Consider the following 25,882-nt stretch of genomic DNA (forward strand, 5'->3'; position numbering starts at 1 on the left):
TTTAAAAGGGCAAGTTAGCGCCGTTGTCACGACTGACGCTAACTCGCCCTTCATTTATCATAAGGTTTTAACATAAGACCCCTCATGTATGCTTTACTTCCCATCCGTAGCCAAAAAACGAATCGTAACGGTCGTCCCTACACCTTTCATGCTCTCATAATTAATTTCCCCGTCATATTTCTCTACAATATTAAAACAGATCATTAATCCTAGTCCGGTGCCATTACTTTTTAATGAATAAAACGGCGTCCCGAGCGACTTCACCTCATCCTCTGACATTCCGCTCCCTTCATCAATGATTTTGATCTCAATATAATGTTGATTCCTCTTGGCAATCACAGTGACGGGTTTCCCCATATTCGAAGCTTCCAATGCGTTTTTAATTAAATTCATCATCAACTGCTTAAACTCAATTGGATTAATAAAAATGAAGCAACTCTCTTCTGCCTCAATATGCAGCTGGTTATCAGATAACATCGCATAGGAACGGACCAGACCTGTTACACTCTGAAGGGCATCGTTCACATCTACTTTTTCCGGCTTCTGATCTCTATTGGGCTTGGAAAGGGTTAGAAACTGTGAGGTAATCTGTTCAACGGTATTTAACTCATCAATCATTAATTTGAACTTGCTTTTGACTGGATCATCAAATGCAGGATCTTCTCTGTATAACTGCAAAAATCCTCGAACAACGGTGACTGGATTTCTAATCTCATGCGCAACAGCAGCCGTCAAATGGGCTATCATCTTCAGTCGTTCCGATTGTTGTAATTGTTCATGATAGAGCTGCTGTTTTTTCATACGACTAAAGGACAAATGGAAAATGAGAAATAATAAAATCTGACTCGCTATAATATTAATGAGATTGCCTAGGATGTCATGATGTAAATACGAATATATATTACCCTGATCAATCAGGATGATATAGCCAAACGTAATTAAAATTAAAAATCCATTCAGAATGATGGAGAAATAAAACAATTTTAAATCAAAAAACAAAATGGCAAGTGAGGGAATCAGACAAATGAGAATGTACGTAGTCCAGGTCTCTGGATATAAGAAGAACAGGGTATAGAAATAAGCAAAACCAAATAGAATAATGATCTTTCTGAAAACATAGGTTTCATGTTTTGGGTAGATCAACAAACAAACCGCTAGAATGGCTACACACAAAAAATGGATAACATACCCTGCTGTAATTCCGCTTAATTCTGTCGTTGATAGGATTAATCCAGATAGCATAAGAGCAATGAGAGTTAACATGGAAATATAATATGTTTTTCGGTTCACCTGACTGTACAATTCTTTCATTCACTCACCACTTTAAATTAATGTCGACACCTTCGGTATGTATGTAATCCTTTTCATTCCTATATTTAAAGGCATCCAACTGGATGCCCTTATCTATAATAGCATTGTATCTCATTTAACTAGCTATACAATATGAAAATTTGAAATAAACGATTCCCTACAATATAAACCCTCCATTGGTCATACTTAGGCAAGGCTTAGAATGCGAAGTAGCCGTACGGATCACTGTCCGTACGGCTACTCCCGTGTAAAAAAATGCTTTTAGCTTATGGATTATTTCCAGAGATCTTCTGCAATTTCCTTGATAAACGCAAGCTTCTGCCACTGCTGCTCTTCTGTCAGATGATTACCTTCTTCCGTGGAAGCGAATCCGCATTGCGGGCTCAGGCAAATCCGATCAAGATCCACATATTGCTTCGCTTCTTCGATACGCTTCAGAATATCTTCCTTATTTTCAAGCTCACCAAATTTGGAAGAGAACAAACCAAGCACAACCTGTTGGTTGTCCTTCAGGAAACGAAGTGGCTTGAAATCGCCTGCCCGTTCAGTATCAAACTCCAGATAGTAACCGGAGTAGTTATCAATGTTCAGGAGCGTTTGCGCGATCGGCTCATAACCCCCACCAACACCGGCATATGTTGATACGTAATTCCCACGGCATACATGTGTCGTTACGACGAGGTCCTCCGGCAAACCGGATACAACTTCCTCGTTCAACTTTGCAAGTTCGTTCGCATAATCGGCCACATTTACGCCAATCTGCTCCATGAATGCCATGAACTGCTGGTCGCAGAGTGCGCCCCACGTGCAATCGTCAATTTGAACGCTTCGGCATCCCGCTGCATACAAGGCCAGAATCGCCTCTTTGTAAGCTTTGGCAATATCCGAAAGAAGTTCTTCCCGGTTCGGGTAAATGGCTTGCGTACTTTCCTTATTTTCTGCCCGGTCCAATTCAAACAGGAACTGTGCTGCAGCAGGGATGGATTGACGCGCAACGACGTCATCGCCAGCAACGCTTTTTAAGAATGCAAAATGTGAAACAAACGGATGGCTGCTGTAACTTACTTTGCCCGTCAGACGTGCTGTTTCGGGTCTGGATTTGGCACCGTTAAACTCATAGCCTTGATCAATGATGGTCCGGTCAACACCGTCAAGTCCCCAGAAGAAGTCCAGATGCCACCAAGAGCGACGGAATTCCCCGTCAGTTACAGCTTGAAGGCCAACTTCTTTTTGTTTCTGCACGAGCTTCACAATCTCAGCGTTTTCTACTTCCTCTAGTTGCCCAGAAGTAATTTCACCGTTTTGGTATTTCGCTCTCGCCTCTTTCAACGTGGTTGGGCGCAAGAAGCTGCCTACAATATCATATCGAAATGGAGTGACAGTCCGCTGTTTAGGTTCTGTTTGAATGCTCATCGTTTAATCTCCCCGTAAATTAATTATAAGATTAAATATAACATATCCGATCGGATTTACTGTTCTATGAAAGGACTATAGCAGGTTATAGTTATTAGCTATAGCTGAGTTCAACTTTCCTTTTACCCGTCAGACTTAGTCCATCCAAAAGAGAAATTTAATTACCTTATTGACTTAAACCATGGTTTAAGTCGTATGCTATTCCTGTCGACAGAGTTAACACCTATTTGGAGGTCTCCAACATGAAGTACTTTTCCATTAGCGAAGCTTCAGCTCAATTGAATATTCCAGATTCAACGTTACGTTTTTATGAAAAAAAAGGACTTCTGCCTATGATTGAGCGTGATGATGCTGGCAGAAGGTTATTTTCAGAAGTTCAGATGGCTTTATTGGAAACCCTTGTTTGTTTAAAAAACACGCATATGCCCATTAGTCAGATTAAGCAATATATGGATTGGATCATAGAAGGGAACTGTACGCTTGAGGCAAGACTTGAAATGATGCAAAAACACAAGCAGGCAGTGCTGGATGAAATTTCGTTGATGCAGGAATCCCTAAAGGGAATAGATTTTAAAATTACACGTTACACCCGTCAAATACAGGAAAGAAACGAAGAAAAAGATACCTAAGAGGAGAGTTACTCTAATGAAACTTTCGGGAAATACAATACTCATTACCGGCGGAAGCTCTGGGATCGGATTAGCATTTGCAGAACGCTTCTTAAGATCTGGAAATACAGTTATTGTTACTGGACGACGTGAGGCTGTACTTCAACATGCGAAAGAAAAACACCCGGGCCTTATTACGTATGTAAATGATCTGAACATTGAATCCGAGCGGGTAGCATTGTTTGATTGGGTAACCGCGAACTATCCGGAAGTGAATGTGTTAGTTAACAATGCCGGTATTCAACAACGTTTTAATATCCTGACAGCGGATGCGAAGAATGATTGGAGTTATTTTGCCAAGGAAATTACAACGAATATTGAAGCTCCTTTTCATCTGTCCATGCTGTTCGCTCCTTATCTTGCAACCAAAGAAGAAGCCACAATTATTAACGTTACCTCAGGATTAGCCTTTACACCGTTTGCCATTGCTCCGATATATTCAGCAACCAAAGCGGCACTTCACTCCTTTACGATCAGTCTGAGACATCAGCTTTCGGATACGTCTGTAGAGGTCATTGAAGTTGCTCCTCCGGCAGTAAGTACAGATCTGGGTGGAGCAGGACTGCATACGCATGGAGAGCCATTGGATGCCTTTGCAGATGGAATTTTCGAAGGATTACAAGAAGGTCATAAGGAAATTGGATACGGTACCTCTGTTGCCCGCATACGCATGTCCCGAGATGAAGTCGATGAATACGCCAAACAGATGTATAACGCAACGAAAAACCTCATTGAATAACTCGCCTGCGAGTCATGTGCTGCTATTGAATCGGTTCATCACATACTTTCGTGTGCTTTAAATAGAAGAGGCAGATGCAAGCTAAACGCCGCATCTGCCTCTTTTTCATGCTATCCTTGACCCGTGAACAGTCCATTATCATGTTGATCTCAGGTCAACGTAAGAATGATCTGTTCCCCGGAACGGGTAATCTTGTAGATCCCCTCTTGCATGTCAATGCCATAGTGCTTTTTCAGCAGCCACTTTGCGTTACGATCCGTCTCCACGACGACCAGATAATCGTATTCGCTCAGGAGATTGTCCATATTATCCTCATAGAACAACACGATCCCATCCACATGCGGGGCATACAAGAAATACTTCCCGACATACTGCATGTAATAATTCGTGACCTGCTGGTCCTTATCCGAGGCATAGAACAGATATCTGTTGTTGTCCTCCTGACCACCTTTATACCAGCGATCGCCGGTAACCGCATGGATTTTGTAAGGGAGCGTTGTATCGTACGTTTTGGCAATCGAGACAATCCCGTTGTATTCCGACAAAAGAATGGTCGCTGCAATCGCCATACAGCCGATGATTCCTTTTTGATAATGCCCCTTCGTCTCGACCGTCTTGAAGGCTTGATAGTCAGGCACTTCACCAATCCGATAGTGGAATGAACGCTCTAGGTCAATTGCAGCGCACAGCACCAATCCACCGGCGAACAGTACCACAATACTCGAGGCATAACGCTCAAAACCGGCCAGTACGATCGCCTCATCCATCGGCATGGAGAAGAGATATAACGCCAGAATACCTGCATAATACAGCAACAATACAACATCCAGTGCAATCAGTGCTTTCCACAAATTCCACTTCTTCTTGAGCACCACATAGGCAAATACCGAAGCCGCAATCGCTACAATCTCGAAAATGACAATACCGATAACCGGCCGTGTCGTAATATCCGTACTCGATTTTAAGAACAGCCACAGAATCTCATGCATCTGCTCCGCCGTTTTACCGGATTGAATCCCCGAAGTAGCCACATCAAATTTGTTGTCGACGCCCTGAAACACCGTTGCCATACGCCAGCTCCAGCCGAAGTATGGAATCAGTGTACCGCAGATGGTGCCAATAACAGTAAGTGCAGTTTTCCAACTGAACTTTTGTCTGTGTTTTAGCCATGTATACACCAGGAAGATCAGGCCGATGGCTGCAAAAATAATGCCTGTACTTTTAATGACAGTCAGCACACCTGCAAGCGGGAGCATGATGATACATGCTCGCTTGATATCATGACGATATTGGTATACTACGGCCAGGATAGCGAGCGCATAGATGGGGAGCAGGAAATCCACGAGCAGGTTGGTAATCCGAATCGTAAGGTTGAAAAAAGACAGCGTGGATAACCCAAGTCCAAGAAACGCATACAGCAGAAAACGTTTCTTCTCGGAAACGATGCCAAACATGGCGTAAAAACAGGAAAAGATCAGCAGACCTTGTGCAAGCAGCATCACAGACTGGTCATGCCCCATGAAGCGACAGACGTAATAAATAAAAGATGAGGTTCCTAGTGGATAATTTTTAAAATCAATTAGGTTCGAATCCGGTGTCGGAAAAGCATTTGTGCTAAGCATCTGCTTCAAGACAATCGCCCAGTGGGAAAAATTATCGTAGTGCGTCAATTGATTTTGGAAGAGTACCAGTAAGAAAATGAATGTCCCTGCCAGGAATGAAAACTGGAATAAGGAAAAAGAAATGCGAAAGGATGCCCCTCGGCGCATTCCGAGAAACACCATTCCTCCATACAATAGTAATCCGACGAGTAGAAGGACAAGGCTGCCAATGTAGAGCTGCCCTGCCAAACCGCTAAGAAAGACAATACATGCTATGGAGGAAAACACAAATACAGGGATGAACTCCCAACGTATAGATAGTGCCTTTCGAACAAACTGCATGTAACCAATAAAGGAGAATATCAATAAAACTCCCATCACAAGTTGAAGCATATACAGCATCTCTATCTCTCCTAACCCTCTCTGGTGAAACGCTCGGCATGTGGATGGGTCAAATCACTCAGTAATTGATCAATCAAACCGCGCTCCACGATATCATCGATATTCTCCACCGAGAGAAGCACTTCGCGACGATTGGCTGTTGTTTTCCCTGTATGCTGCAAAATGACTTCAATATTACTCTTCGTATAAAAAGTAACAATCGCTCCTGCCGCAATATCACCATGAAGACCTGTGGCGGAAAAGAAACGATAATTAAAGCTGCGCAGCGTGCATCCAGCATTGTTGGTGAAATGAACTGGAAGCTGAAGGGAAAGCCTCGGCATTTTTCGCTGATCCGATCTAGGTTGAACAATACGTTTTTTCACATTGCGAAGCATATCGTCGTAAGCCGTATCCCACAGGTTCATCTGCTCTGGCAGCGAGTGTTTACGGTCATAGATGATTTGCATGTATTGACGGTTATCCGTCTCATCAATCGGCTGAACCGTCGCGGAATAACGCCAGCCTTCCCCATCCTGTTTCACATAAACGATGACCGCTTGGAGATTGGCCTCATACCGCTCGGATTTTACGACCAGAGAGATCGTCTTCTGTTCAGGCAGATAAATGGGATACGGGACATAAAAGGCAATACCTTGTTCAGATACATCTACTGTCTTGGCCTGATAGCGCAGATTCGTGTCCTGATCGTGGATCATGACATCCTCCTGTGCCCGAATGCGTTCTGTCTCCCGATACGCACGGCGGCCGATCATGAAGAATAGGGCATAACACAGCGCAATCATATTATGAATGAGCCAGAAAATAATGATACTGCTGAAGAACAGCGCGATGCCATACTTGCCGTTAACATATCGGATCACAGCCGCAATTGAAAGCAAAAGCAGGAAGATATGTGGGAGTGCATACAACAGAGCAGACATCCATTTCCGGCCTTTCGCTCTGCTTTTATTCGTAACCTTGAATTTTTTCTCGCGGATGCCCAACGTTTCGAGGAGAACCGGCCATATCAGATAAGGCATAAATATCGTATCAATAACCTGACTCCAGCGCTGATTCCGAATATTGCTCGACAGATAACGCATCGATACGCTGTAGAAGAAATAGGACGGAAGCCAGAATATTAAGATTTGCCAGAAGGTCGTGTTTACAATCTTAAAGTCGAAGAGAGCAAATAAAATAGGTGCCAAAATAAAAATCAATCGGTTGAAAAAAGACCACCAGTACAGAAAACTACTCACATAGGTTATTCTTGTCCAGAAAGGAAGTTTCTCGGATAAGGGTGCGCGCGTATTCTGCAAGCTCTGAATAATACCCCTTGCCCAACGAATTCGCTGCTTGATCATGCTAGGAACTGTTGTTGTCGTCTGTCCAGCAGCTTGAACCTCTTGAGTCGCATAGGTAATATAGCCTTCCTGTTGTAAACGGATGCTTGTCTCGAAGTCCTCGGTGATCGTATTCAGCGGAAAACCGCCGATGTCTTCCATACCTTGCCGGGAAATGATCGTATTGCTTCCGGTATAGGCTACCGCATTGGAGGCATTACGCAGGATGTTCACTTCTCTGGAGAAGAAATCCTGTTCATTCGGAATGCCTTGCTCTGCATACAAGTTAAACTGAAACAGATCCGGATTATAGAAGCTTTGAGGGGTTTGTACCAGCCCCAGCTTGAACTTCTTATCCATTTCATCCTCACGGCGAAGCCGCCATCTCCCTTTCTCTTCTATAAACGTGGAGAGCAGGAAATACGGGACGGTTTTCATCAAAAAGGTGTGCTGCGGGATCATATCTGCATCAAAGGTTGCAATGAGTGGAGAAGAGGTTTTGCTCAGGGCATTATTCAGGTTACCTGATTTGGCATGCTTGTTGCCGGGGAAACCCAGATATCCTACGCCAAACTGCTTCGCAAGCTCCTCCACCTCAGGCCGTGCTCCATCATCACACAGATAGATGTGAACCTTCTGCTTGTCAGGGTAATCCATAAACGTACAAGCATTGACGGTTTTATACAAAAGATCAACCGGCTCGTTATGGGTGGCAATGAACACATCCACATGAGGATAAAAATCGGGAGGGACGATGGGAAAGTCGAGCTGCGTACGTTCCTTTTGCATTTTTTGAAAAAACAATTCAAAGGTGGTCAGTACGGTTACCGTCTCAGCCACAATTAAGAGCATACCGAAGATGACGTTCAGTACGCCTTCTCCCCATGGCAGTGTAAAGAACATCCGCCATAACAAATAAATCGACATCAGGATCATGGTGATGACAAAGAAAATATGTTGCCTTTTTTCGTTTTGCACTACAGCTGCTCCCTCCTTGCCGCAAATACCCATCTTCGCTGCAATTGAAAACTGAGCAGGAACAGCAAGGCATCACAGACAAATTTCGCGATTTTCTCATCCACGAAGAAAATCGTATGGAACAAATATACCCCCGTACTGGACAGCACAATCACGAATCCACACAACGTCAAATAGCGCCATAGACTGCCCTGGCTATCCTCTTTGCGGAATACAAAATACCTATTCAGTACATAGTTGACGACAATAGAAATAATTCTCGCAATCACGGTTGCGAGCAGAATCCTTAGATAATCCTGCTGACCCAATATAGGCCGCAAAAAGTCGATCAAAAACCATGCAATTCCCAAATCAACGACAGAACTCGCAACTGAAGAGGAAATAAACCGCAGGAAGTTGGAGAACAGCACACCCATCACCCGAGCGCTGTCCTGAATCGCTTTAAAGTGTGTGCCTGCATTTCCATTCTCATAGATGACTTGAATCGGCATGGTATGAATCGGTATACCGGACTGAATACACGAGATGAGCATCTGCAGCTCGTATTCAAAACGAGTGCCGCGAACATCTTGCATGAAAGCTAGCAGTCCGGGGCCAAAGGCTCGAAGCCCGGTTTGGGTATCTGATAGCTTTTTGCCGTAAAGCATAGCAAAAATAAAGGACGTCATTCGATTACCCAGCAAGGATTTCGGCGGTATGCCTCCCTCACTGAAGTTTCTTACCCCAAGAACCAATGAGTCAGGATGCTGCCTGGCTTCTTTCGCAAGTCTGTATACATCCTCTGCTGCGTGCTGCCCATCTGAGTCCGCAGTGACGACGAACGAAGATGCATCGAACTGCTCTCCGATATACTTAAATCCGGTCTTAAGTGCAGCACCCTTTCCCAGATTTTCCGCATGACGCAGCAAAACACACCCGTTTTCACCCAGCTCTTCGAAAATCGACTGATACGCCTCACCAGATCCATCGTCCACAATGACAATATGGGTCAAGCCATATTCTCGCAATTGCCGTACATAGGCTGGAAGTCTCTCATCTGGCTCAAGCGATGGAATAAGGATGATCGTTTTGCCGTCTTCAGTTTTATCTATAATCATCCTAGTTAAGCCTCAATTCGACATATTTTCACAAATTCTTTTTGAATACTGTGAGTATAACATCGAAAGAGTATACAGTAAACGAACAACTTGTATATATTTTGGTAAAAAAGTTGTATACACATTCGTATTAATGTATAGGCAAAAAATACTAGGAATAGGACTGTGGTATACACAACGAAAAACTCGCCACGATTATGGGCGAGTGGATATTCAGATATCATGTAACAATGCTATTCTATTCGAATGGCTTCGATATTAAGCTCGATGCTTACTTCATTTCCGACGACAATTCCACCCGCTTCCAGAGGCGAGTTGAAACTCAAACCAAATTCATTACGATCAATACTGGCTGTTTGAACGAAAGCCCACACGTTCCCGGCCACGAGGGTCTTTATTAAACCCTTCAAAAACGGTATGAAAAGTGATAGGTTTTGTTACGCCATGCAGCGTTAGATTGCCTGCAAGTTCATATTGCCGTTCGCCAGTAAGAACGCATTTGGTGCTTTGAAACGTAATGGCTGGATACTTAGCAGTATCAAAGAATTCTTCGCTCCTCAGGTGTTCATCGCGTTGCCGCTGGCGAGTTGTGATACTATTTGCGTCGATGGAAGCCTGAATACCCAAGGTTGTTACATCGTTGGGGTCAAAACTTAAAACCGCTTCGAAACGCTCGAAAACACCTTTGATCTTATTAATCATTAAATGCTTCACCGAAAACTCAACAGAACTGTGGTCCGGATCCACTTCCCATTTGACATTGCTCATGAATAAATTCCACCTCTATAATAATATGATGAGAAAGGTCGCCCTATCTCCAAAGCAGCGCTATTCGCATGCTCTTAATATACAAAAAGGCTACTGACAACGTAATGTCAGTAGCCTTTTTGCGTTCTAGCATTTTCTCATAAATATAGACGAATGGCCGCTTATGCTGATCACTAATTTGAATTAGAATTACCGTAGAAGTCTGGAAAAAGGCTGTGATTCCAATGTTAATCAAAAGAGATAAATGGTTGCAATATCGCATCCTCCGGAAGGGCTCCTCTCTCGTTGGACGTTTACCAGAAACACACTTGCTTAAAAAGGACACTTTAACGAAGATGCTGCTTCAATATCAAAGCGTTGTACTGAAGCCTCGTAACGGAAGTTATGGAAGGGATATTATCTTTATCAAACGGAACAGTGTAAGAACCTATCGTATTCAAAATGAAAATAATGTGGTCATCATGAAAGACACCGACAAGGTACTCCAATGGCTCCACAAAAGAAACAAAAGTCATGGATACATTGTCCAAAAACGTCTGCATCTTGCCCGAATTGGGCACAAGCCGTTCGACATTCGGATCATCGTCCAGCGTCAAAAAGGCTCTTCAACCACTTGGAACGTTACTGGCTCCTACGCTAAAGTTGCGGCGCAAGGATATCTAGTCACAAATGTGACTAGCCGCACCATTCCAGTGTTGGAGGCACTCAAATTATCTCAAATTGGAGATCGCAGCTTGCTTGTCAAAGCGGAACACATTGCACTATTAGCTGCCAAACGACTGGGAGAACGTTACTCGAAGCTTAGGGAAGTTGGGTTTGATATAGGTATCGACAGGAAACAGCAAGTTTGGATTATCGAAGGCAATTATAGACCGGACCTACGGCCTTTCCGACTTTTGAAAGATTCCTCAATGCATCGCAAAATATTATGGTACAAGAAACATTAAAGCGAAAAAGAGACGACCAGCCTTTTTCTACGGGGCAGTCGTCTCTTTAGGTTAAGTTGTATGATGCTTATGATGATCATGACGCTTCAGTTATTACTTGATGCGTCTCGTGGCACTTGTAACACGTGTCACTTGGAACTTATTTACCCCTACCTGTATAATGGCAAACTGGCTATAAGAAGTACCGGAAGAAGTATACGGCTCAGCTTCAATATTCCCACTTGGCGTTCTAACCGTTGCGGTGATTCTAGTTACCAAGCAGACTCCACGGCCGGAAGCTCTCCAAGTCTCGTCACGCAGAACACTATAGTTGTCGTCACTACAAAAGATGGATGCATATTCAACTTTTCCAGACGCATTAAACGAAGTAGAGTTATAGATCTGAACAGGGTCATAACCACCTCTTGGTCCTCCAGGTCTTCTATTTCCCATTATCAAAACCTCCTTATTATTGATAGTTTTATTAAATGCAATTCAATTGTTTTGGTAAGGTATAAATGTGGACAAGGAAGAAAAAGTGCGTTTGTCCGGTGGTCGCGAGAGGAAACTTATAACGCTGTACCTCAACAAAAAGAACCCCCCTCGTATTCACAAAGTTGGTTCAGGAATTATAGATTTATCAGCAAGCCTATGTAAACATGAATTGCCTAAACTTAATTGATATCCGCTGATTCTAAGGGTTAACAATAATTAACCATCCAAAATTGATCCTGTAGAAGGATCTAAAACTAAGACACTACTCTTATTTAGACACTTCTGATCGAGATAGTTTCCTTTTGTTGAACATATGTCTCATTTAACAACGAAAAAAACGATCGGATAGCGCACAACGTGTTGTTTCGTTATTACATAGAATCAACCTGTTTAATTTTTGTTACTTCATCTGTCCTTTGATGACTTTCATCATGCTTTTACCAGTTGCTATAATTGCTTCTTCTGCTGAACGTGGTGTCCAACCAAGTATACGTTTGGATTTTTGATTACTCGTTGACATATCTTTTCCCAAGAGTGTTGCAATCATTCTTAATTTAGGGTTGAAAATCGCCGCAACACGAACAATACTATTGGGGAGTTCTCTCTTAGGCACGTTTATGGCATCTGATAAGCAATTCTCCAGGGATGCGCCACACAGCGAAAGAGAACAGCCCCAGGCTGTTCTCTTTCGCTGTCTGTCTTAGAAGCATGTGAACGAGCTAATCCGATTCAAATCAATACCGAAGTATCCCCAGAAGAAACCGAACCATCTGAACCCTGCAACAGAATTACGCCCGACAAATACCGGAAAGAACCAGAATTGCTCGCCGTTGTTCAGCCAAATGTATGTGTTGCGGAACATACAGCGTCTGATCCCGCCGGGATCGATAGCATATGTGGCGGTCTGCATTTGCGGTACGAACTGCGGTGGAGGAGCCGTCGGCGCTTGAGCCCCTCCCGGTGCACCCCCTGGAAAACCCGGACCCCCCGGCCCTACCGGTCCACCTGGTCCGCCTGGAAACCCTCCGCCAGGTCCCGGCATTGGAAAAAACCCCATATGTGATCGCTCCTTTCGATGAGTAGGCATAATCATCATATGCATTCGCGGAAAGGGCGACTGGGCGAATATCAAAAATATCACCAACAAAGCTTGACCCATATTCAGTTTCTCCACATAGGGGAAACATTGCCGCATGAAACCCCAGTCAATTTTGACAAATAAAGTGAGTGAGTGATAGATTCTAAGTATATTCATTCTTTAAATTGGGGTGGGCCTATGAGAAAAAAACTACAAATTTACATATCGTCTACTTACTACGATCTTATTGAAGAAAGACATACCGCTGTTGAAGCCGTACTTCAAGCTGGTCATATCCCTGCGGGAATCGAGCAATTTTTCAAGGAGAGTCCAATGAAAATTAGGAAGAGATGGATCGACGAGTCCGATGTATATGTCCTGATTCTCGGAGGATTTTATGGTTTAACACTTCCTGAAGATAATTCCAAGAGCTATACCCATTGGGAGTATGAGTATGCCGGAGAAGCGGGCAAACCTAGATTTGCTTTTGTTGTCACAGATGAAGCATTAAGACAAAAGCCATATGACTTCGCAGCAATTGAATACTATCAGGAGTTTCAAGAGTTTAAGCAAACAGTCATGGAACAAATCCCTATCTATTATGTTGAAGATGTACGGCACATTAAAATGGTACTCCGTAATCAATTGCCGGGGTATGCAGCAAGAGACGATTTGCATGGTTGGGTTTCTGGAAAGGATGTCCCAGACGTCCAAAAGCTGTTGGAAGAGAATGCACGATTAAAGGCGGAGTTGGAGAAAAAGAAATGAAAGAGGGGCTGGCATAACCAACCATTACCATTATTAACTATACCTGCCCAAAACAAGGTGCCACCAACCTGAGATCAGTTATAGATCATGTAAACATGAAAAAACACATCCTAAATTGGGATAAGCATTCTCTTGGAAAGCTTATTTGCCCAATAGGATGTGTTTTTTGTTTTAATATAAAGTTTGAATAAGTTCTATATTATGAAGCTTTTGCTGCAACAGCTTTTTGAATTAAAGCTTTTGCATCGTTAGTAGAAAGACCTTGTTTAGGTTGAAGCAGATTTTTCTCTGCTGCACTAAGAATACCTTTGTCAATCAGTTTTGCCATGGATTTCACCGCATAAGTAGAAACCGATTTTCCATCTTCAAAACCTGCAATGATCGTAGCTGCATTTTTGTCAGAAGCTTGATCTTTCAACAATTTAGCAAGAATGGTAGCCGCTTCTTCACGAGTGATATCACGATCAGGATTGAAGTTACCACCGTAGCCTTGAATGAATCCAGCATGAGTCGCTTCAGCGATTGCATCTGCATATGAAGCGTTAGCAGCTACATCCTTGAATGCAGGTGCTGCAGCTACTTCGTTCAGTTTCAACAGGTCTACAAGAGCACTTACAAATTCAGCACGAGAAATAAATTCTGTTGTTACAGGTGTTTCTGTTTCCTCTGTGGATGCAGCTAGGTTCGTGATACGTCCTTCCGTTTTAGCCACAATGTCAGCGCCTTTATACGTATCTACAATGTACTGGTAGAATACATCCAGATCGATAGGACCAGCCAAGGATGATTTAGCATCTACTAGCACTTTATAGTTATCTCCACCTGCAGCCATAAAGTTGTTAACTACAGCCGTATATGTTTTTGCAGGATCAATAGATGTGCCATCTTCCAGACTAAGGCTAGTAACACGTTCTGCAACTGGCTTGTTGAAGTCTGCAGTATATTTCAAACCAGAGATCTGTAGAGTTTTTGTGTTTGGTGTACCATCAGCGTTGGTACCCCATTGTTGCTGCAACAAAGTTTTAATTTGTTCGCCAGTCAACTCCAGTTTCACTAGAGTATTGCCAAACGGTTGGATTTTGGCAAGATCAGCAAAGGTCACATCGCCTTTTGGCAGATCCGCACGAATACCACCTGGATTCATAAATGCAAAGTCAGCAGCACTTGCCTTATCCCCAAAGTCTGCTTCACGCATTGAATCTGCAATGAGGTTACCCAGAGCGGCTTCATTATTATAAGCATCTGTACGGGTAACAGAACCATCCGTTGTACCTACTGGCTTAGTCAGCTCAGGATGCTTGTCTAATGATTTTTTAATAATAGCCAACGTTTCAGGGTCTTCTTTTACACCCTCTTGGAAAGTCGTTGTAACGGTAGCTGATTTCTCTGTTACATCCCCAGTAGCAGGGTCAATCATCAATTTAATATCTTCAAATGCTGTACCATAAGAGAACGCTTGAACGATCAATTTCCCATTTACTTCACCATTAGCCAAGGCATGATTGTCACCTGCGACGATAACGTCAACAGGGGAATCTGCTGGCAAAGCTTTTGCTAAATCAGCCGCTTCTCCAGTCGTTACGCCTTCTTTGGTTGTTGCTGGATCATGTGCCAAGACGATGATCGTTTCTACACCTTGATCTTGTAATTCTTTTGCATATTTATTAACGGCTTCAACTTCTTCTTCTGCACTTAGGAAACGCACACCAGCTGTACCAGATGGAGATACTTTAGCAGGTGTGGATTTCGTTACTAATCCGATGAATCCGATTTTAACTCCGCCTACTTCTTTAATAACATACGGCTTAATCAATGTTTTGCCAGTGGCAGTTTCAATGACGTTTGCATTGACGTAATCAAATTTTGCACCAGCATGAGTTACTTTGCCTTCTTTTGGATCAAGGCCACCAAAGATTTGTGCCTTCAAGGCAGCGATACCCTGGTCGAATTCATGATTGCCTAGAGAACCTACATCAAAGCCCATCATATTCATCCATTCCATGGTAGGCTCGTCACGATCGAGAGATGAGACCGGAGCAGATGCACCCACAGAGTCTCCATTATGGAAGAGTAGGGAATGTTCATATTTTGCTTGAGCTTCTTTTAAGTAGGTTGCTAGAATTGGAGCCGTTCCTGCCTTTTTATCACTAACGATCGATGTGGTATCCAACTGACCATGGAAGTCATTGATACCAATCAAGTGTACTTCTACATCTTTGCCTGCGGCAGAGACAGAACCTGCTGCGCCCAATAGTTGGGTGAGTAATAGTGCGGCAGTTGCCACACGAATTGTGCTTTGGCCCAGAACTTTTTTCCAATACATGAATTAACAAAACCCCTCTCCAATTATAGATCCTGAAATATTTTACCATAGTTCAATTCATAAAAGTCGTAGAATATATTAAATGGGTGTAAAAAGTTGAGAGATTGATAGAGAAAGGAAATACCTGTATCTGGATTTTAACCAAAGCTAGTTCTTGGGGTTTCAATCTGCTCTGAGGTCTATTTTATTTGAAGATGACGAATTTTAAATTCTTTTCTTTTAAGTGTTTAAGAATAGCCGGAAGTGCTTCTAATGTGTTTTTGTTCTCATGCAGCACATATACTCCGCCAGCAGCTTCGACCTGATGAAAGTATCGAATAATATCCTCTGGCTTCTTCGCATTCCAGTCCTCTGGATCTCGATTCCACAGAAGGGTCTTCATATTCAACTTCTTAACCTCGGAGACAAGTTTGTTGTTAACCGCACCGTATGGTGGACGGAACAAAGTAACCGTTTTATGCGTCAATGATTCCAGAACGCTGTTTGTCTTCGACAAGCTCTCGCTCTGATTCTGTGGGGTGTCCTTCGGAAGCAAACTGTGATCCCAGGAATGATTCCCAATCGCCATTCCATGTTCACTCGCATAGATAACAGCATCTCGATTGCGTTCCACCTTCTGCCCTACAAACAGGAATGTTGCCGCTACCTTCTGTTCTGTCAGAATGTCCACAAACTGCTTCGTAAGCGTGGAAGGTCCATCATCAAAGGTTAAAGCAACATATTCCTTCGGTAAACCAAAGAAAGACTCCTCTTTATCAATATCGATGACTTCAAAGGATTCGTGATTACTGTCAGGCTGATCGGATACGTGTGATAGGACGATAGGATTTGTTCTGGCAGCCGTAACTGAAGTTTCCGTCTTGTATGGTTCACTTATAGCTGTAAGCACCATCGGCGCTTCAAAATCATCGTCTTTTTCCCCAGCCATCGCCACCCCGACTGATCCGCTAAACGTATTTGCAGAATCGTCATTCCCCTTCGAAGTGATAGATAGAACAATCAGCAAGCCGATAGTTACAAGGGACAGAATCAAAATTTTGGGCATGTGTGCAGAGAATTGCCGCAGGAGTTGTGTCCATTGCTGAGCGGGTTCCTCTACTCTGTCCTCCACTGAAACGGGCGGAAGGTTCCTGATCCGCTTAATTTCATTTATGTATGCTTCGCTGCATGCAAAATACTGCACATCCCGGGAAACTTCTGTGGTTCTGATTATGGAACTATAAAAGGTATTCCGGTATGGATCCCACTTGGAATAGGGAGAGAGTCTGATCCTGTCTCCATTTAGTGGCTTCAACATTTCAAGCCCAAGATATGTAAACTCGTCAATATTAATTTCGTATATAGCCTGCCTATCCTCTTGGGACACTGCGACCGTGATTTGATTTACACCATCCGAGGTCTTCCCAAGCGATAACAGCTCCATTACCTGCGTAATGTATGTCTCCATACCATTCGTCCTCTCTTCCGATCAGCAATGACTTTAATCGATTGGAGATTCCTCGGTTGTTCCTGCGTTCGATGCAAACGGAGATGTCAATCTGTTAGTAAAGTCATTTACAACATTAAGCAAATGCGTTTTCTCCTGGCGGAGAGCATCGAATTTCTGTTTCATTTGAGTGAGCTCGGATTCATATCTTACATTCTTCTCCTCAAGCTCGCTGATTCTCTTATTCTTATCGGTAATCATCTCATTGTGCTTCTGAAGCAGGCCGGCATAATTCTGGCGTTCAAGTTCAATTACACCTTTAAGCTCCTCATTTTGACCAGACATAGTGGATTGAAGCTCCCGAAAGTCCTCCATTATTTGATCGACCTTCAGATTCTTATCGGCCAGCTTTCGCTCCATCTCCAAAATGCTCTTCTCGCGTTCCTCAATGACCTTGCCCAAGTTCTTTAGGTCTCTGTTCAAACGATCGTTTTGTCCGTTCGAATGGTTTAGTCGATCCTGCAAATCATTATGACTCATTTCGACATGCTGCTTGTCCTTAATCATCTGCTCTACAGCGAATACCAGATCAAGCGAGCTCTTATCCATAAGACCCTTATTGATTAAAACAGAACTTGAAGGCTCTTCCTTCACCTCGGAAGGAGTCGAACTTAGCGACACTTCCTCCTGTGGTTCATCCAAGTCCCTCCTCATGTCAAGGTCCTCTCTCGATTGTTGCTGCTCAAGTCTACTCTTCTTCTTTTGGAACGGTGAAAACATATATTAAATCACCTTTTCTAGGAAAATGTTGATAATTGTCGATTTATGGCATATAACCGCATATTTATTATCGGAAATTGAACTTTATTTTTTAATATATTCGATAAATAAACATCAGAACGCAGAAAAAAGAGACGCCGACATCACTCCAGCGTCTATTGGGGATATTTTCCATGACTCCATCAACCTGTCCTCTGTCGGCGTGGCGAAGGAGATTGCCGTCCTTGATTTTCCCGCTCTTCCTTGTACGAGCGATTCGGTGAACATAGCTTTCATTTTCTTGGGGAAAATCATAGTACTGATCTAACCGATATTCTCCCATATCGATCCTTCTCGCAGTAAGATAAGCTTATTTTCATATATTGACAAATTAATGTGTTAGATTACTAAAAGAAGAATTGCCGATCTATACTAAAGAACGCTGCACAACTGGATGCAGGCAGTTATTACGATAAACGTAGTTAGAAAGGAAACCCCATGAATCGTTTCTTGAAGCAATTAATGAAATCATTATTAGCACCAGCGTTCCCCGGTGGAATCATAACCATTCTGATATTTTATCTTGATTACTTTCAATTCGAACTTGTTGAAAAGTTTCTACTTTTTGCGGCTTTCGTCATTGTACCTCTTGTGATTTTACTTATGAACCATGACGAAAAGAATAAACATCAACGAATGGTTTATGCTGCTATTAAATGGCTTCAGTTTCCCGCTGCGCTTCTTACCCTAGCCTCGGTAATGAGTAGTAAGATGTGGGGGTTAGAAAGTACGGCAATCCCAGGGATTCTGTCCCTTGGGTGGCTACTGTTCACACTGCTGCTTGGCATCTATGGCTTGACCACTATTGTGATTTCTAAAGGAAACGCAGCGGAAATAGCAATTGGTGCGGGGCTTGTTTATTTTTTTATCGGGGGCATTTGGTTTACCTTATCTCAATATCAATTGAACCTCTTCCAAGCTAATCCTGCAACGCACGCGTTAAGCTCGCTCCACTTTCATTTCTCATCTGCCATCGTTCCAATTTTTATTGGTGAACTTGGACGCATCATGACGAAGAAAAGCTGGTATCCTTGGGTCGTTGCCATCGATATCATCGGACCCATCTTGATTGCTATTGGTATGATTTTCTCCAAGCCAATTGAATACATTGGTGTCACTTTGTTCGCCTGTAATATTGTGATTTACACCGCTTATCTCCTTGCTTACTTGAGGAAAAACGCTTTGGATAATAAGGCGACCTTCTTTTTAGGCCTATCTTGTCTAGCCTTTTACACGGTTGTTGTGCTTTCCATTTTATATCCGCTACTAAAAAAGGTATTTTTCTTAACCATACTTGATTTCATTCCCGTTTACGGATCTCTGCATGCATTTGGTTTTGTTTTCTGTGGACTGATTGGTTGGGTGTATACGGTAGACTTCATTAAAAGAAAAAAGATTGCCAAGGAGAATAGATATGTTGATACATCTATATGAGTGATTACATACAAAACATGAATTGGTGAATGTGATTTTTAGGCTAACCAATCGGCTTTAATGAAGTAGTTTAGCCAGGTTCGTGCTATAATGGTGTTTACCTGATTAACATTCATCATTCTGCCGAGATGGCGATGATTAAGGAGATTGTACTTTGACGAACAACCATGATATTGGAGCAGTTAACGAACTACCGGAAAACTTTGAAGAGCTCAAACGGGCGAGCAAAGGGACAGCAAACTGGAGAGAAAGACTTAATGCGGTGAATGAATTGGGGAACTGGGATACAGCCCCTACCATTAAATTGCTGCAAAATGTTTTGACAAATGACCAAGTGTTCCAAGTGCGCGAAGCCGCATATCTCAAGCTCAAGCAGTTGGATGAAGATGTACAAATGCCTGCTAAAAATAAGGGCGAGCTGTTTAAGGGCCTTAACAAAATTTTGCTACGGATTAAAAAAAGCCTTCCTGCAGATCACTCATTTGAGCAATTTAAGGAAAAACTGCAAAAGACACGTCTGGATATTTATGATACTTACGAGGGCGACAAAGATGCTGAGTTCGACTCTTGGCTCCATGGAATTTGGGAGTCACTAGGTAGAAAATAGCCGTCGTTCAAGCTACAATGTAGTCTTTACACAGTCTCCATCGGGCTGATTTGATATTGTAACTTTAACTCGACCCTTTGCTTTAACACTATCGCTACTATACCGTTCACCGTATAATAGCTGAGTACAAAGCCACTCCAAAAAATGGAGTGGCTTCTTTATTTCTTGTTATTTTGATTGTCACCAGATTTTATCTCACTCTTTGGCACCCATTATCCACCGTCTTAGCCCCAAATTCTTATTTTCTTCATGCTTCGTCAACAAGCCTAGCGTTCCCTACTTATTCGTTCAAGATCAAGCGTCAGGGTCACTTTCATCAGATATGGGTTAATTTTTTTCTCTAAAAAGTTGCTACCAATACCAGATTGCTTGAAGCCACCGAAAGGGAACCGAACATCGAGACCCTGCACAGCAGCTGTATTAATTATTGTCGTTCCAGCTTACTTATGATACGTTTCTCCGTATCATAAGTAGAGCGAAATCGAAGGAACCCCACGATTGACTTCTTTGTGTAACTGTATCAAAAGACAGTCTGCCGATCTGGTCTTGGACACTGCGCTGGCGAACGGCGCACTGCCCTCTCCTATTAAGATAGCCAATGGTGGCCCCTAGCATGTGCTATAAGCAGCAATCGCCACGAACATCGCATGATGAATTGGATACGTTTATCGAATGGCTGCAATTGAGGGATTAACAAACCGAAAAGCGAGCTATTCTCTTTGTGTGTCTTTTTTATCGCGTACTACTTTAGTAGGATTACAAACTCATATGATTCAACTTATGATGACTTGTAGAGTCGAATCATAGGAGCTTTTTGCGCGGAGAAAGAAGGGTTATGTTACAGAATTCATAAATTACGGCACTTCAAAAAGTAGTCGTTTGTCTTTGGTGTTTGTGCTGGTGTCCAGATTACGGCACAGAGCAAGCGTACGCTATGCTCTTAACTTGGAAAGTATATATCACGATAAAAAGGCGGAATCGTAATGGAGAATAAAAACAAACGGTTTGAATCAACGATGAGTTTACGAAAAATACTTGTATTTCTAGTTATACTTGCAATAGCACTTCCTGTAACCGGTACGGCTTCTGCAGACGCTCCACCTTCACTTGTTATGACTACTACAACCTCCAACATAACGCTGCCCAGCAGCGGTACCGTGACGCTCTCTGCGAATGTGACTTTTACTGGGGGGACCGCCCCTACAGGCTGGATTGAGACCACACTGACTACACCCAGCGGCTTATTAACTGCTCCCCTTTATGTCTCTGGAAATAAGTCAATTACTGTGTCAACCACTCTCCCCACCACTGGACGGATAGCCGGCACGTATATCTGGACTGCAAGCTTTACTGATGATGTTATTTCGGACAATAATACTTCCAGTAATCAAGTCCAAACTATCGTGAACGCGGCACCTACTACCCTTGCAACCGGCACCGCCACCACTACCTCCGCCACGATCGGATCGTTCGACACGTTGCTCAGGTCTTCCGTGGACCTAACCGGAGGGTATTATCCGACCGGTACCATTACATTCAGTCTGTCAGCTCCCGGCGGAGCCACTGTTGATACTGAGACAGTCACTGTTAATGGAAATGGAACTTATACGACTCCAACAGGATTCACCCTTACCCCCTCAGAGGCGGTAACCGGCACGTATACCTGGAATGTAACCTACTCTGGCGATTCTAACAATATCGCTTCCACCTCTTCCAGCGACTGTTCTGTAACGGTAACTCCCCAACAGGCAGACCTCAGCATCACCAATACGGTGAGTAACGCAACACCAAATGTTGGAGACACAATAGCGTTCACCATTACTGCTACAAATAATGGGCCTGACAGTGCAACAGGTGTCGTTGTAACCGATTTGCTGCCTGCCGGTCTGACATTCGTAGCTGCAACGCCAAGTCAAGGAACCTACTCATCAATAATAGGAACTTGGTCTATCGGAGCTGTCTCGGTAGCTTCTCCTGTATCTCTCATGCTCCAAGCCAGAGTTGTCTCGCTGGATGCGCAAACAAACACAGCGACAATATCGCACGCTGATCAGACCGACCCAGACACAACCAACAATTCGGCATCGGTAACGGTAACTTCCACAGCCCCAACCTATACGGTCACCTTTGACTCCCAGGGCGGAAGTCCAGTATCCAATATTAGCGGCGTTACCTCAGGCTCCACAATAATCGCACCAGCTGCACCTACATTATCAGGCTATACATTTATTGGCTGGTATAAGGAAGCCTCCTATACGAACGCATGGACATACAACGTAGATACCGTAACCGATAACCTCACCCTATTTGCTAAGTGGAAGTACAATGGAGGCGGTGGAGGCGGTGGAGGTGGTAGCAGTAGCGGCAGTAGCAGTAGCGGCAGTAACGGCAGTAGCAGTAGCAGTAGCAGCAATCCCCCTATCACGTCGACTTACTATGCAGATATATCTGGAACCGGCCTATCAGGCACTACCCTTCCTATTATTACAAATACGGAGGCAGGAAGTGCGGCAGTAGACCTGAGAGCCCTTGGGGAAAGTATGCCCATTGAAGAGGAAACGATCATTATCACGATACCTTCCATCCCTGGTGTGAATGCTTTTACCCTGGGGATTCCCGTTGATTACCTGTCCGCGCCAGATAGGAAAAGGGTTTTAGTCTTAAATACCAATACAGGCAGTATAACTCTTCCTGCGGGTATGTTGGCAAATATCAGGGGATTAGAAGGACAGAAAGCAGAAATCACCATCAGCCAGGGTGATAAATCAGGTATGCCTGACAGCGTAAAGACAGCCATAGGCGAAAGGCCGCTGATTCAACTGACAGTGAGTATAGGTGGAAAGCAGATCGAGTGGAATAATCCCAATGCACCGGTCATGATATCCATCCCCTATACACCGAAAGCGGACGAACTTGCATACCCTGAAAGCATTGTTATCTGGTACATCGATGGTGACGGCAAAGCGGTCTCCATACCAAACGGACGATATAACCCGGTCACAGAAAGCGTGAGTTTTGCCGCCACCCATTTCAGCAACTACGCCGTAAGCTACAATCTAGTTAGCTTTAAGGATGTGGCAGCAGGCACGTGGTATGGCAAAGCGGTATCCTTTATAGCTGCAAGAGAGATTACCACTGGTACAAGCGACGGGAATTACAACCCGGATACCAACCTGAACCGTGGAGAATTCCTTGTCATGCTGATGAAGTCATATGGCATAGCAGCGGATACTAATCCGAAGGATAACTTCTCTGATGCAGGCAGCACCTACTATACCGGCTATCTTGCAGCGGCAAAACGGCTCGGCATATCCTCAGGCGCGGGTAACAATAGCTTCACACCTGAAAAGGATATCACACGCCAGGAAATGTTCACCCTGCTCTATAATGCCTTGAAGGTTATCGGAAAACTTCCACAAGGTAATACCGATAAGACGCTCTCTGATTTCACCGACGCCAGTCTGATCGATTCCTGGGCGCAAGAAGCCATGACTTTGCTGGTCGAAACAGGAAGCATCGGCGGCAGCGCCGGAAAGCTCACCCCCACAGGCACGACTACAAGGGCGGAAATGGCGCAGGTGCTCTATAATCTGTTAGCGAAATAGATAAATATAACGTATTAAAGAACAGGCCGCGAGCCAAACAACTCGCGGCCTGTCTGCCGCTAGGGAGCATTTTCATGTTAGTTTAACATCATGAATCGAGCCTGTAATAGCAAAAATCCACAACCTCACGCGGTTGTGGATTTACATGGTGGAGCCGAGGGGTGTTGAACCCCTGAAAGTATTTTCGCTCTATTTATGATACGGTTCATTCCGATTGATCTTCACCGCGCGATAAATCTGCTCCACCAGTACCAGCCGCATGAGCTGATGCGGCAGGGTCATGCGCCCGAAGCTCAAGCGCTGCTTCGCGCGGCGCAATACCTCATCGGAGAGCCCATGGCTTCCTCCGATGACAAACACGACATGGCTCGTCCCATACGTGCCGAGCTTGTCGATCTCCATAGCCAGCTCCTCGGAACTCCAGAGCTGGCCGTCCAATGCGAGCGCAACGACATGCGCCTCGCTCTTCACATGCGCGAGGATGCGTTCACCCTCGCGCTCCTTCACCGCCCGCACCTCAGCTTCGCTCAGGGTGTCGGGCGCTTTTTCGTCTGCGACCTCGATCATCTGAAACTTGATGTACGGGGCGAGTCGCTTGGCATATTCCTGAATGCCCAGCGTCAAATATTTTTCCTTCAGTTTGCCTACGCCAATAATCTGAATCAACATGAAGATTCATTCCTCCTAATCGTTCTGCGAAATAATCTATAAGTAAGATGCTTCAAGCCCATCGTTTGTTCCAATAAATAAAGCTAACGAACTCCTCACACCTTAGCTAGCTCCATTTCGTCTCCTTTAAATCTAAAGAATCTGAGACACGCTATTACAGGCAAAACACGCCAAAAACACAAAAAGAGCGCTCCGACACGCTCTCTTTGCTCCTTACCTGTGATGTTCATACCGGATGGCAGGCGAGCGAGTGCATCCATGACAGACGCACCAACTGCGGATGCCTACACAGTACGCTAGACGACCAGATACTCGGCCTTTTGTTCGCACTCGGCGCACTTCGCAGGCGGGTCCCAATCGGCAAATTCCGTCTCCTTCAGATCAACGATATCCGGAGCGTCCTCATACTCATCAACAAACATGTCGATGGCGATGTCCACGTGTTCTTTGCATACAACGTACATCCGTTCAAGCATCCTTTCTGTATCCAGCTATGCTCCCGATTCACAACCGCTTATCCATACAGGATAGCCACTTCTCTGTTCTATCACACCTGCCGCGGAAAAGAAACCCCTAGCCCCCATTTATCGTGTCCAACTTCCGTCAATCCTCTCATTTCAGCACAAAAAAAACCAAAAAAGCGTCACTTCTCGACACCCGGTTGGCATCCCAAAGTAACACTTCTCCAAATTCCGAATCTATCCCACTCATTCGTTACTATTCATATTACTGCACGTATGAAAGCCATCGTCCTATTGTATTCAATCCATCCTCAATGGATAGTGTATCTTACTCCAGCCCCGACTGCGCCTTCGTCAGCAGCTTGCCGCCCTGGAATGCGATTACTGCATTGGCTCCCGAACCCCCGGTGCCCTTATAGTTATAAACCACCATATTTTCCGCTTCGCTCAATGCTTCGCCTTCACCGCCAAGAATATCGATAACTTCCTCTACCGCCATGCCAACCTCAAGCTTTTCATACTGGGCAAACGTAATCAGCACCCCATCGCCCTTTCCAGCCGATCCGTTGTTTCCCGAGCCAACAGGTGCTTTACCTCCAGGCTCATTCACCGCAATCACGGTGGAGCTCAGCTCTTCCAGCTTTTTCTCCAGATCCGCGATCTTTTTGTTCTGCTCACTATTCTTCTCGCTCTGATCAGCAAGCTTCTTCTCCAAACCTGTAATCTTCTCCTGTAAACCACTAACATCAGCAGTCCCTGACGGGGACACCTCAGAAGTACATGCGGACAAAACAAACAGCGCAGATACCAAGCCTGTTCCACCCAACATGGTTTTCGTCAAACGTTTCATTGAAATAACCCCTTCCACTCCAGATTAGAATACAGATCGACAAACAGATGTTACTCGCACAGCCGCCCATCACCAACACATTCCCAACAGTTTACCATAAATGAAACCCTTTATAACAG

At 44.1% G+C, this 25,882-nt stretch carries 22 protein-coding genes and 1 pseudogene; 7 read left to right on the top strand and 16 right to left on the bottom strand.

Annotated features, from left to right (window positions below; genetic code table 11):
- Positions 1–93 precede the first annotated feature (93 nt).
- Both RS891_RS31240 and RS891_RS31245 read right to left on the bottom strand, forming a co-directional pair.
- On the bottom strand, positions 94–1,311 hold the full coding sequence (locus RS891_RS31240; protein ID WP_113053280.1) for a sensor histidine kinase: 1,218 nt from the start codon (positions 1,309–1,311) through the stop codon (positions 94–96).
- Positions 1,312–1,584: 273 nt separating this feature from the next.
- Positions 1,585–2,724 (bottom strand): 5-methyltetrahydropteroyltriglutamate--homocysteine S-methyltransferase, encoded by a 1,140-nt coding sequence (locus RS891_RS31245; protein ID WP_315794103.1) that lies wholly within the window; start codon positions 2,722–2,724, stop codon positions 1,585–1,587.
- 242 nt (positions 2,725–2,966) lie between these two features.
- Between RS891_RS31245 and RS891_RS31250 the strand changes: the two genes are divergently transcribed.
- Complete coding sequence (locus RS891_RS31250) at positions 2,967–3,353, top strand: MerR family transcriptional regulator (RefSeq protein ID WP_315794104.1); 387 nt, start codon at positions 2,967–2,969, stop codon at positions 3,351–3,353.
- A 16-nt stretch (positions 3,354–3,369) separates the two neighbouring features.
- Positions 3,370–4,131 carry an SDR family oxidoreductase gene (locus tag RS891_RS31255; RefSeq protein ID WP_315794105.1) on the top strand — a complete coding sequence of 254 codons (762 nt, stop codon included), beginning with the start codon at positions 3,370–3,372 and terminating at the stop codon, positions 4,129–4,131.
- A gap of 149 nt (positions 4,132–4,280) precedes the next feature.
- Here RS891_RS31255 and RS891_RS31260 read toward each other — a convergent pair whose 3' ends face one another.
- The 4 genes from RS891_RS31260 to RS891_RS31275 all read right to left on the bottom strand — a co-directional run bounded on the left by RS891_RS31260 (position 4,281) and on the right by RS891_RS31275 (position 10,302).
- Complete coding sequence (locus RS891_RS31260) at positions 4,281–6,134, bottom strand: hypothetical protein (RefSeq protein ID WP_315794106.1); 1,854 nt, start codon at positions 6,132–6,134, stop codon at positions 4,281–4,283.
- Between the two features lie 11 nt (positions 6,135–6,145).
- A complete protein-coding gene (locus tag RS891_RS31265; RefSeq protein ID WP_315794107.1) occupies positions 6,146–8,437 on the bottom strand; it encodes a glycosyltransferase family 2 protein in 2,292 nt (763 codons plus the stop codon).
- Positions 8,437–9,534 carry a bifunctional glycosyltransferase family 2/GtrA family protein gene (locus tag RS891_RS31270; RefSeq protein ID WP_113053286.1) on the bottom strand — a complete coding sequence of 366 codons (1,098 nt, stop codon included), beginning with the start codon at positions 9,532–9,534 and terminating at the stop codon, positions 8,437–8,439. The genes RS891_RS31265 and RS891_RS31270 overlap by 1 nt, the downstream gene beginning before the upstream one ends.
- 342 nt (positions 9,535–9,876) lie before the next feature.
- Positions 9,877–10,302 carry a YceI family protein gene (locus RS891_RS31275; RefSeq protein ID WP_315794108.1) on the bottom strand — a complete coding sequence of 142 codons (426 nt, stop codon included), beginning with the start codon at positions 10,300–10,302 and terminating at the stop codon, positions 9,877–9,879.
- Positions 10,303–10,526: 224 nt separating this feature from the next.
- Here RS891_RS31275 and RS891_RS31280 point away from each other — a divergent pair, with 224 nt between their 5' ends.
- Positions 10,527–11,249 (top strand): YheC/YheD family protein, encoded by a 723-nt coding sequence (locus RS891_RS31280; RefSeq protein WP_315794109.1) that lies wholly within the window; start codon positions 10,527–10,529, stop codon positions 11,247–11,249.
- A 93-nt stretch (positions 11,250–11,342) separates the two neighbouring features.
- Here the strand turns inward: RS891_RS31280 and RS891_RS31285 are convergent, their stop codons facing one another.
- The 3 genes from RS891_RS31285 to RS891_RS31295 all read right to left on the bottom strand — a co-directional run bounded on the left by RS891_RS31285 (position 11,343) and on the right by RS891_RS31295 (position 12,780).
- Positions 11,343–11,681, bottom strand: a complete 339-nt coding sequence (locus RS891_RS31285) for a hypothetical protein (RefSeq protein ID WP_113053290.1) — start codon at positions 11,679–11,681, stop codon at positions 11,343–11,345.
- Between the two features lie 442 nt (positions 11,682–12,123).
- Positions 12,124–12,336, bottom strand: coding sequence for a hypothetical protein (locus tag RS891_RS31290; RefSeq protein WP_315794110.1), 213 nt, complete (start codon positions 12,334–12,336; stop codon positions 12,124–12,126).
- 87 nt (positions 12,337–12,423) lie between these two features.
- Positions 12,424–12,780 (bottom strand): collagen-like protein, encoded by a 357-nt coding sequence (locus RS891_RS31295; RefSeq protein WP_315794111.1) that lies wholly within the window; start codon positions 12,778–12,780, stop codon positions 12,424–12,426.
- Between the two features lie 219 nt (positions 12,781–12,999).
- Between RS891_RS31295 and RS891_RS31300 the strand changes: the two genes are divergently transcribed.
- Positions 13,000–13,569, top strand: a complete 570-nt coding sequence (locus RS891_RS31300) for a DUF4062 domain-containing protein (RefSeq protein ID WP_113053293.1) — start codon at positions 13,000–13,002, stop codon at positions 13,567–13,569.
- 199 nt (positions 13,570–13,768) lie between these two features.
- Here the strand turns inward: RS891_RS31300 and RS891_RS31305 are convergent, their stop codons facing one another.
- The 3 genes from RS891_RS31305 to RS891_RS31315 all read right to left on the bottom strand — a co-directional run bounded on the left by RS891_RS31305 (position 13,769) and on the right by RS891_RS31315 (position 18,032).
- Positions 13,769–15,892, bottom strand: coding sequence for a 5'-nucleotidase C-terminal domain-containing protein (locus RS891_RS31305; RefSeq protein WP_315794112.1), 2,124 nt, complete (start codon positions 15,890–15,892; stop codon positions 13,769–13,771).
- A 184-nt stretch (positions 15,893–16,076) separates the two neighbouring features.
- Positions 16,077–17,339: a polysaccharide deacetylase family protein gene (locus RS891_RS31310; protein ID WP_315794113.1), complete on the bottom strand. Its 1,263-nt coding sequence runs from the start codon at positions 17,337–17,339 to the stop codon at positions 16,077–16,079.
- Positions 17,340–17,372: 33 nt separating this feature from the next.
- Positions 17,373–18,032, bottom strand: coding sequence for a hypothetical protein (locus RS891_RS31315; protein ID WP_315794114.1), 660 nt, complete (start codon positions 18,030–18,032; stop codon positions 17,373–17,375).
- A gap of 543 nt (positions 18,033–18,575) precedes the next feature.
- On the opposite strand from RS891_RS31315, the gene RS891_RS31320 reads away from it, so the two are divergent.
- Both RS891_RS31320 and RS891_RS31325 read left to right on the top strand, forming a co-directional pair.
- Complete coding sequence (locus tag RS891_RS31320) at positions 18,576–19,571, top strand: YndJ family transporter (protein WP_315794115.1); 996 nt, start codon at positions 18,576–18,578, stop codon at positions 19,569–19,571.
- A 154-nt stretch (positions 19,572–19,725) separates the two neighbouring features.
- Entirely contained in the window at positions 19,726–20,178 is a 453-nt protein-coding gene (locus RS891_RS31325; RefSeq protein ID WP_113053298.1) for a HEAT repeat domain-containing protein, read from the top strand.
- Positions 20,179–20,444: 266 nt separating this feature from the next.
- On the opposite strand, the pseudogene RS891_RS31770 reads toward RS891_RS31325, so the two are convergent.
- Positions 20,445–20,618 (bottom strand): annotated as a pseudogene (locus tag RS891_RS31770) (aldehyde dehydrogenase family protein); the annotation flags it as partial.
- A gap of 543 nt (positions 20,619–21,161) precedes the next feature.
- On the opposite strand from RS891_RS31770, the gene RS891_RS31335 reads away from it, so the two are divergent.
- On the top strand, positions 21,162–23,783 hold the full coding sequence (locus RS891_RS31335) for an S-layer homology domain-containing protein (protein WP_315794116.1): 2,622 nt from the start codon (positions 21,162–21,164) through the stop codon (positions 23,781–23,783).
- Between the two features lie 189 nt (positions 23,784–23,972).
- Here RS891_RS31335 and rlmH read toward each other — a convergent pair whose 3' ends face one another.
- From rlmH to RS891_RS31350, 3 genes are all read right to left on the bottom strand, one after another.
- Positions 23,973–24,452, bottom strand: a complete 480-nt coding sequence (gene rlmH, locus RS891_RS31340) for a 23S rRNA (pseudouridine(1915)-N(3))-methyltransferase RlmH (protein ID WP_053781980.1) — start codon at positions 24,450–24,452, stop codon at positions 23,973–23,975.
- A gap of 296 nt (positions 24,453–24,748) precedes the next feature.
- Complete coding sequence (locus RS891_RS31345) at positions 24,749–24,916, bottom strand: CxxH/CxxC protein (protein ID WP_063870633.1); 168 nt, start codon at positions 24,914–24,916, stop codon at positions 24,749–24,751.
- A 325-nt stretch (positions 24,917–25,241) separates the two neighbouring features.
- Entirely contained in the window at positions 25,242–25,763 is a 522-nt protein-coding gene (locus tag RS891_RS31350; RefSeq protein ID WP_258530632.1) for a hypothetical protein, read from the bottom strand.
- Positions 25,764–25,882 lie beyond the last annotated feature (119 nt).

The sequence above is a fragment of the Paenibacillus sp. BIC5C1 genome, assembly GCF_032399705.1.
Classification (GTDB): Bacteria; Bacillota; Bacilli; order Paenibacillales; family Paenibacillaceae; genus Paenibacillus; species Paenibacillus taichungensis_A.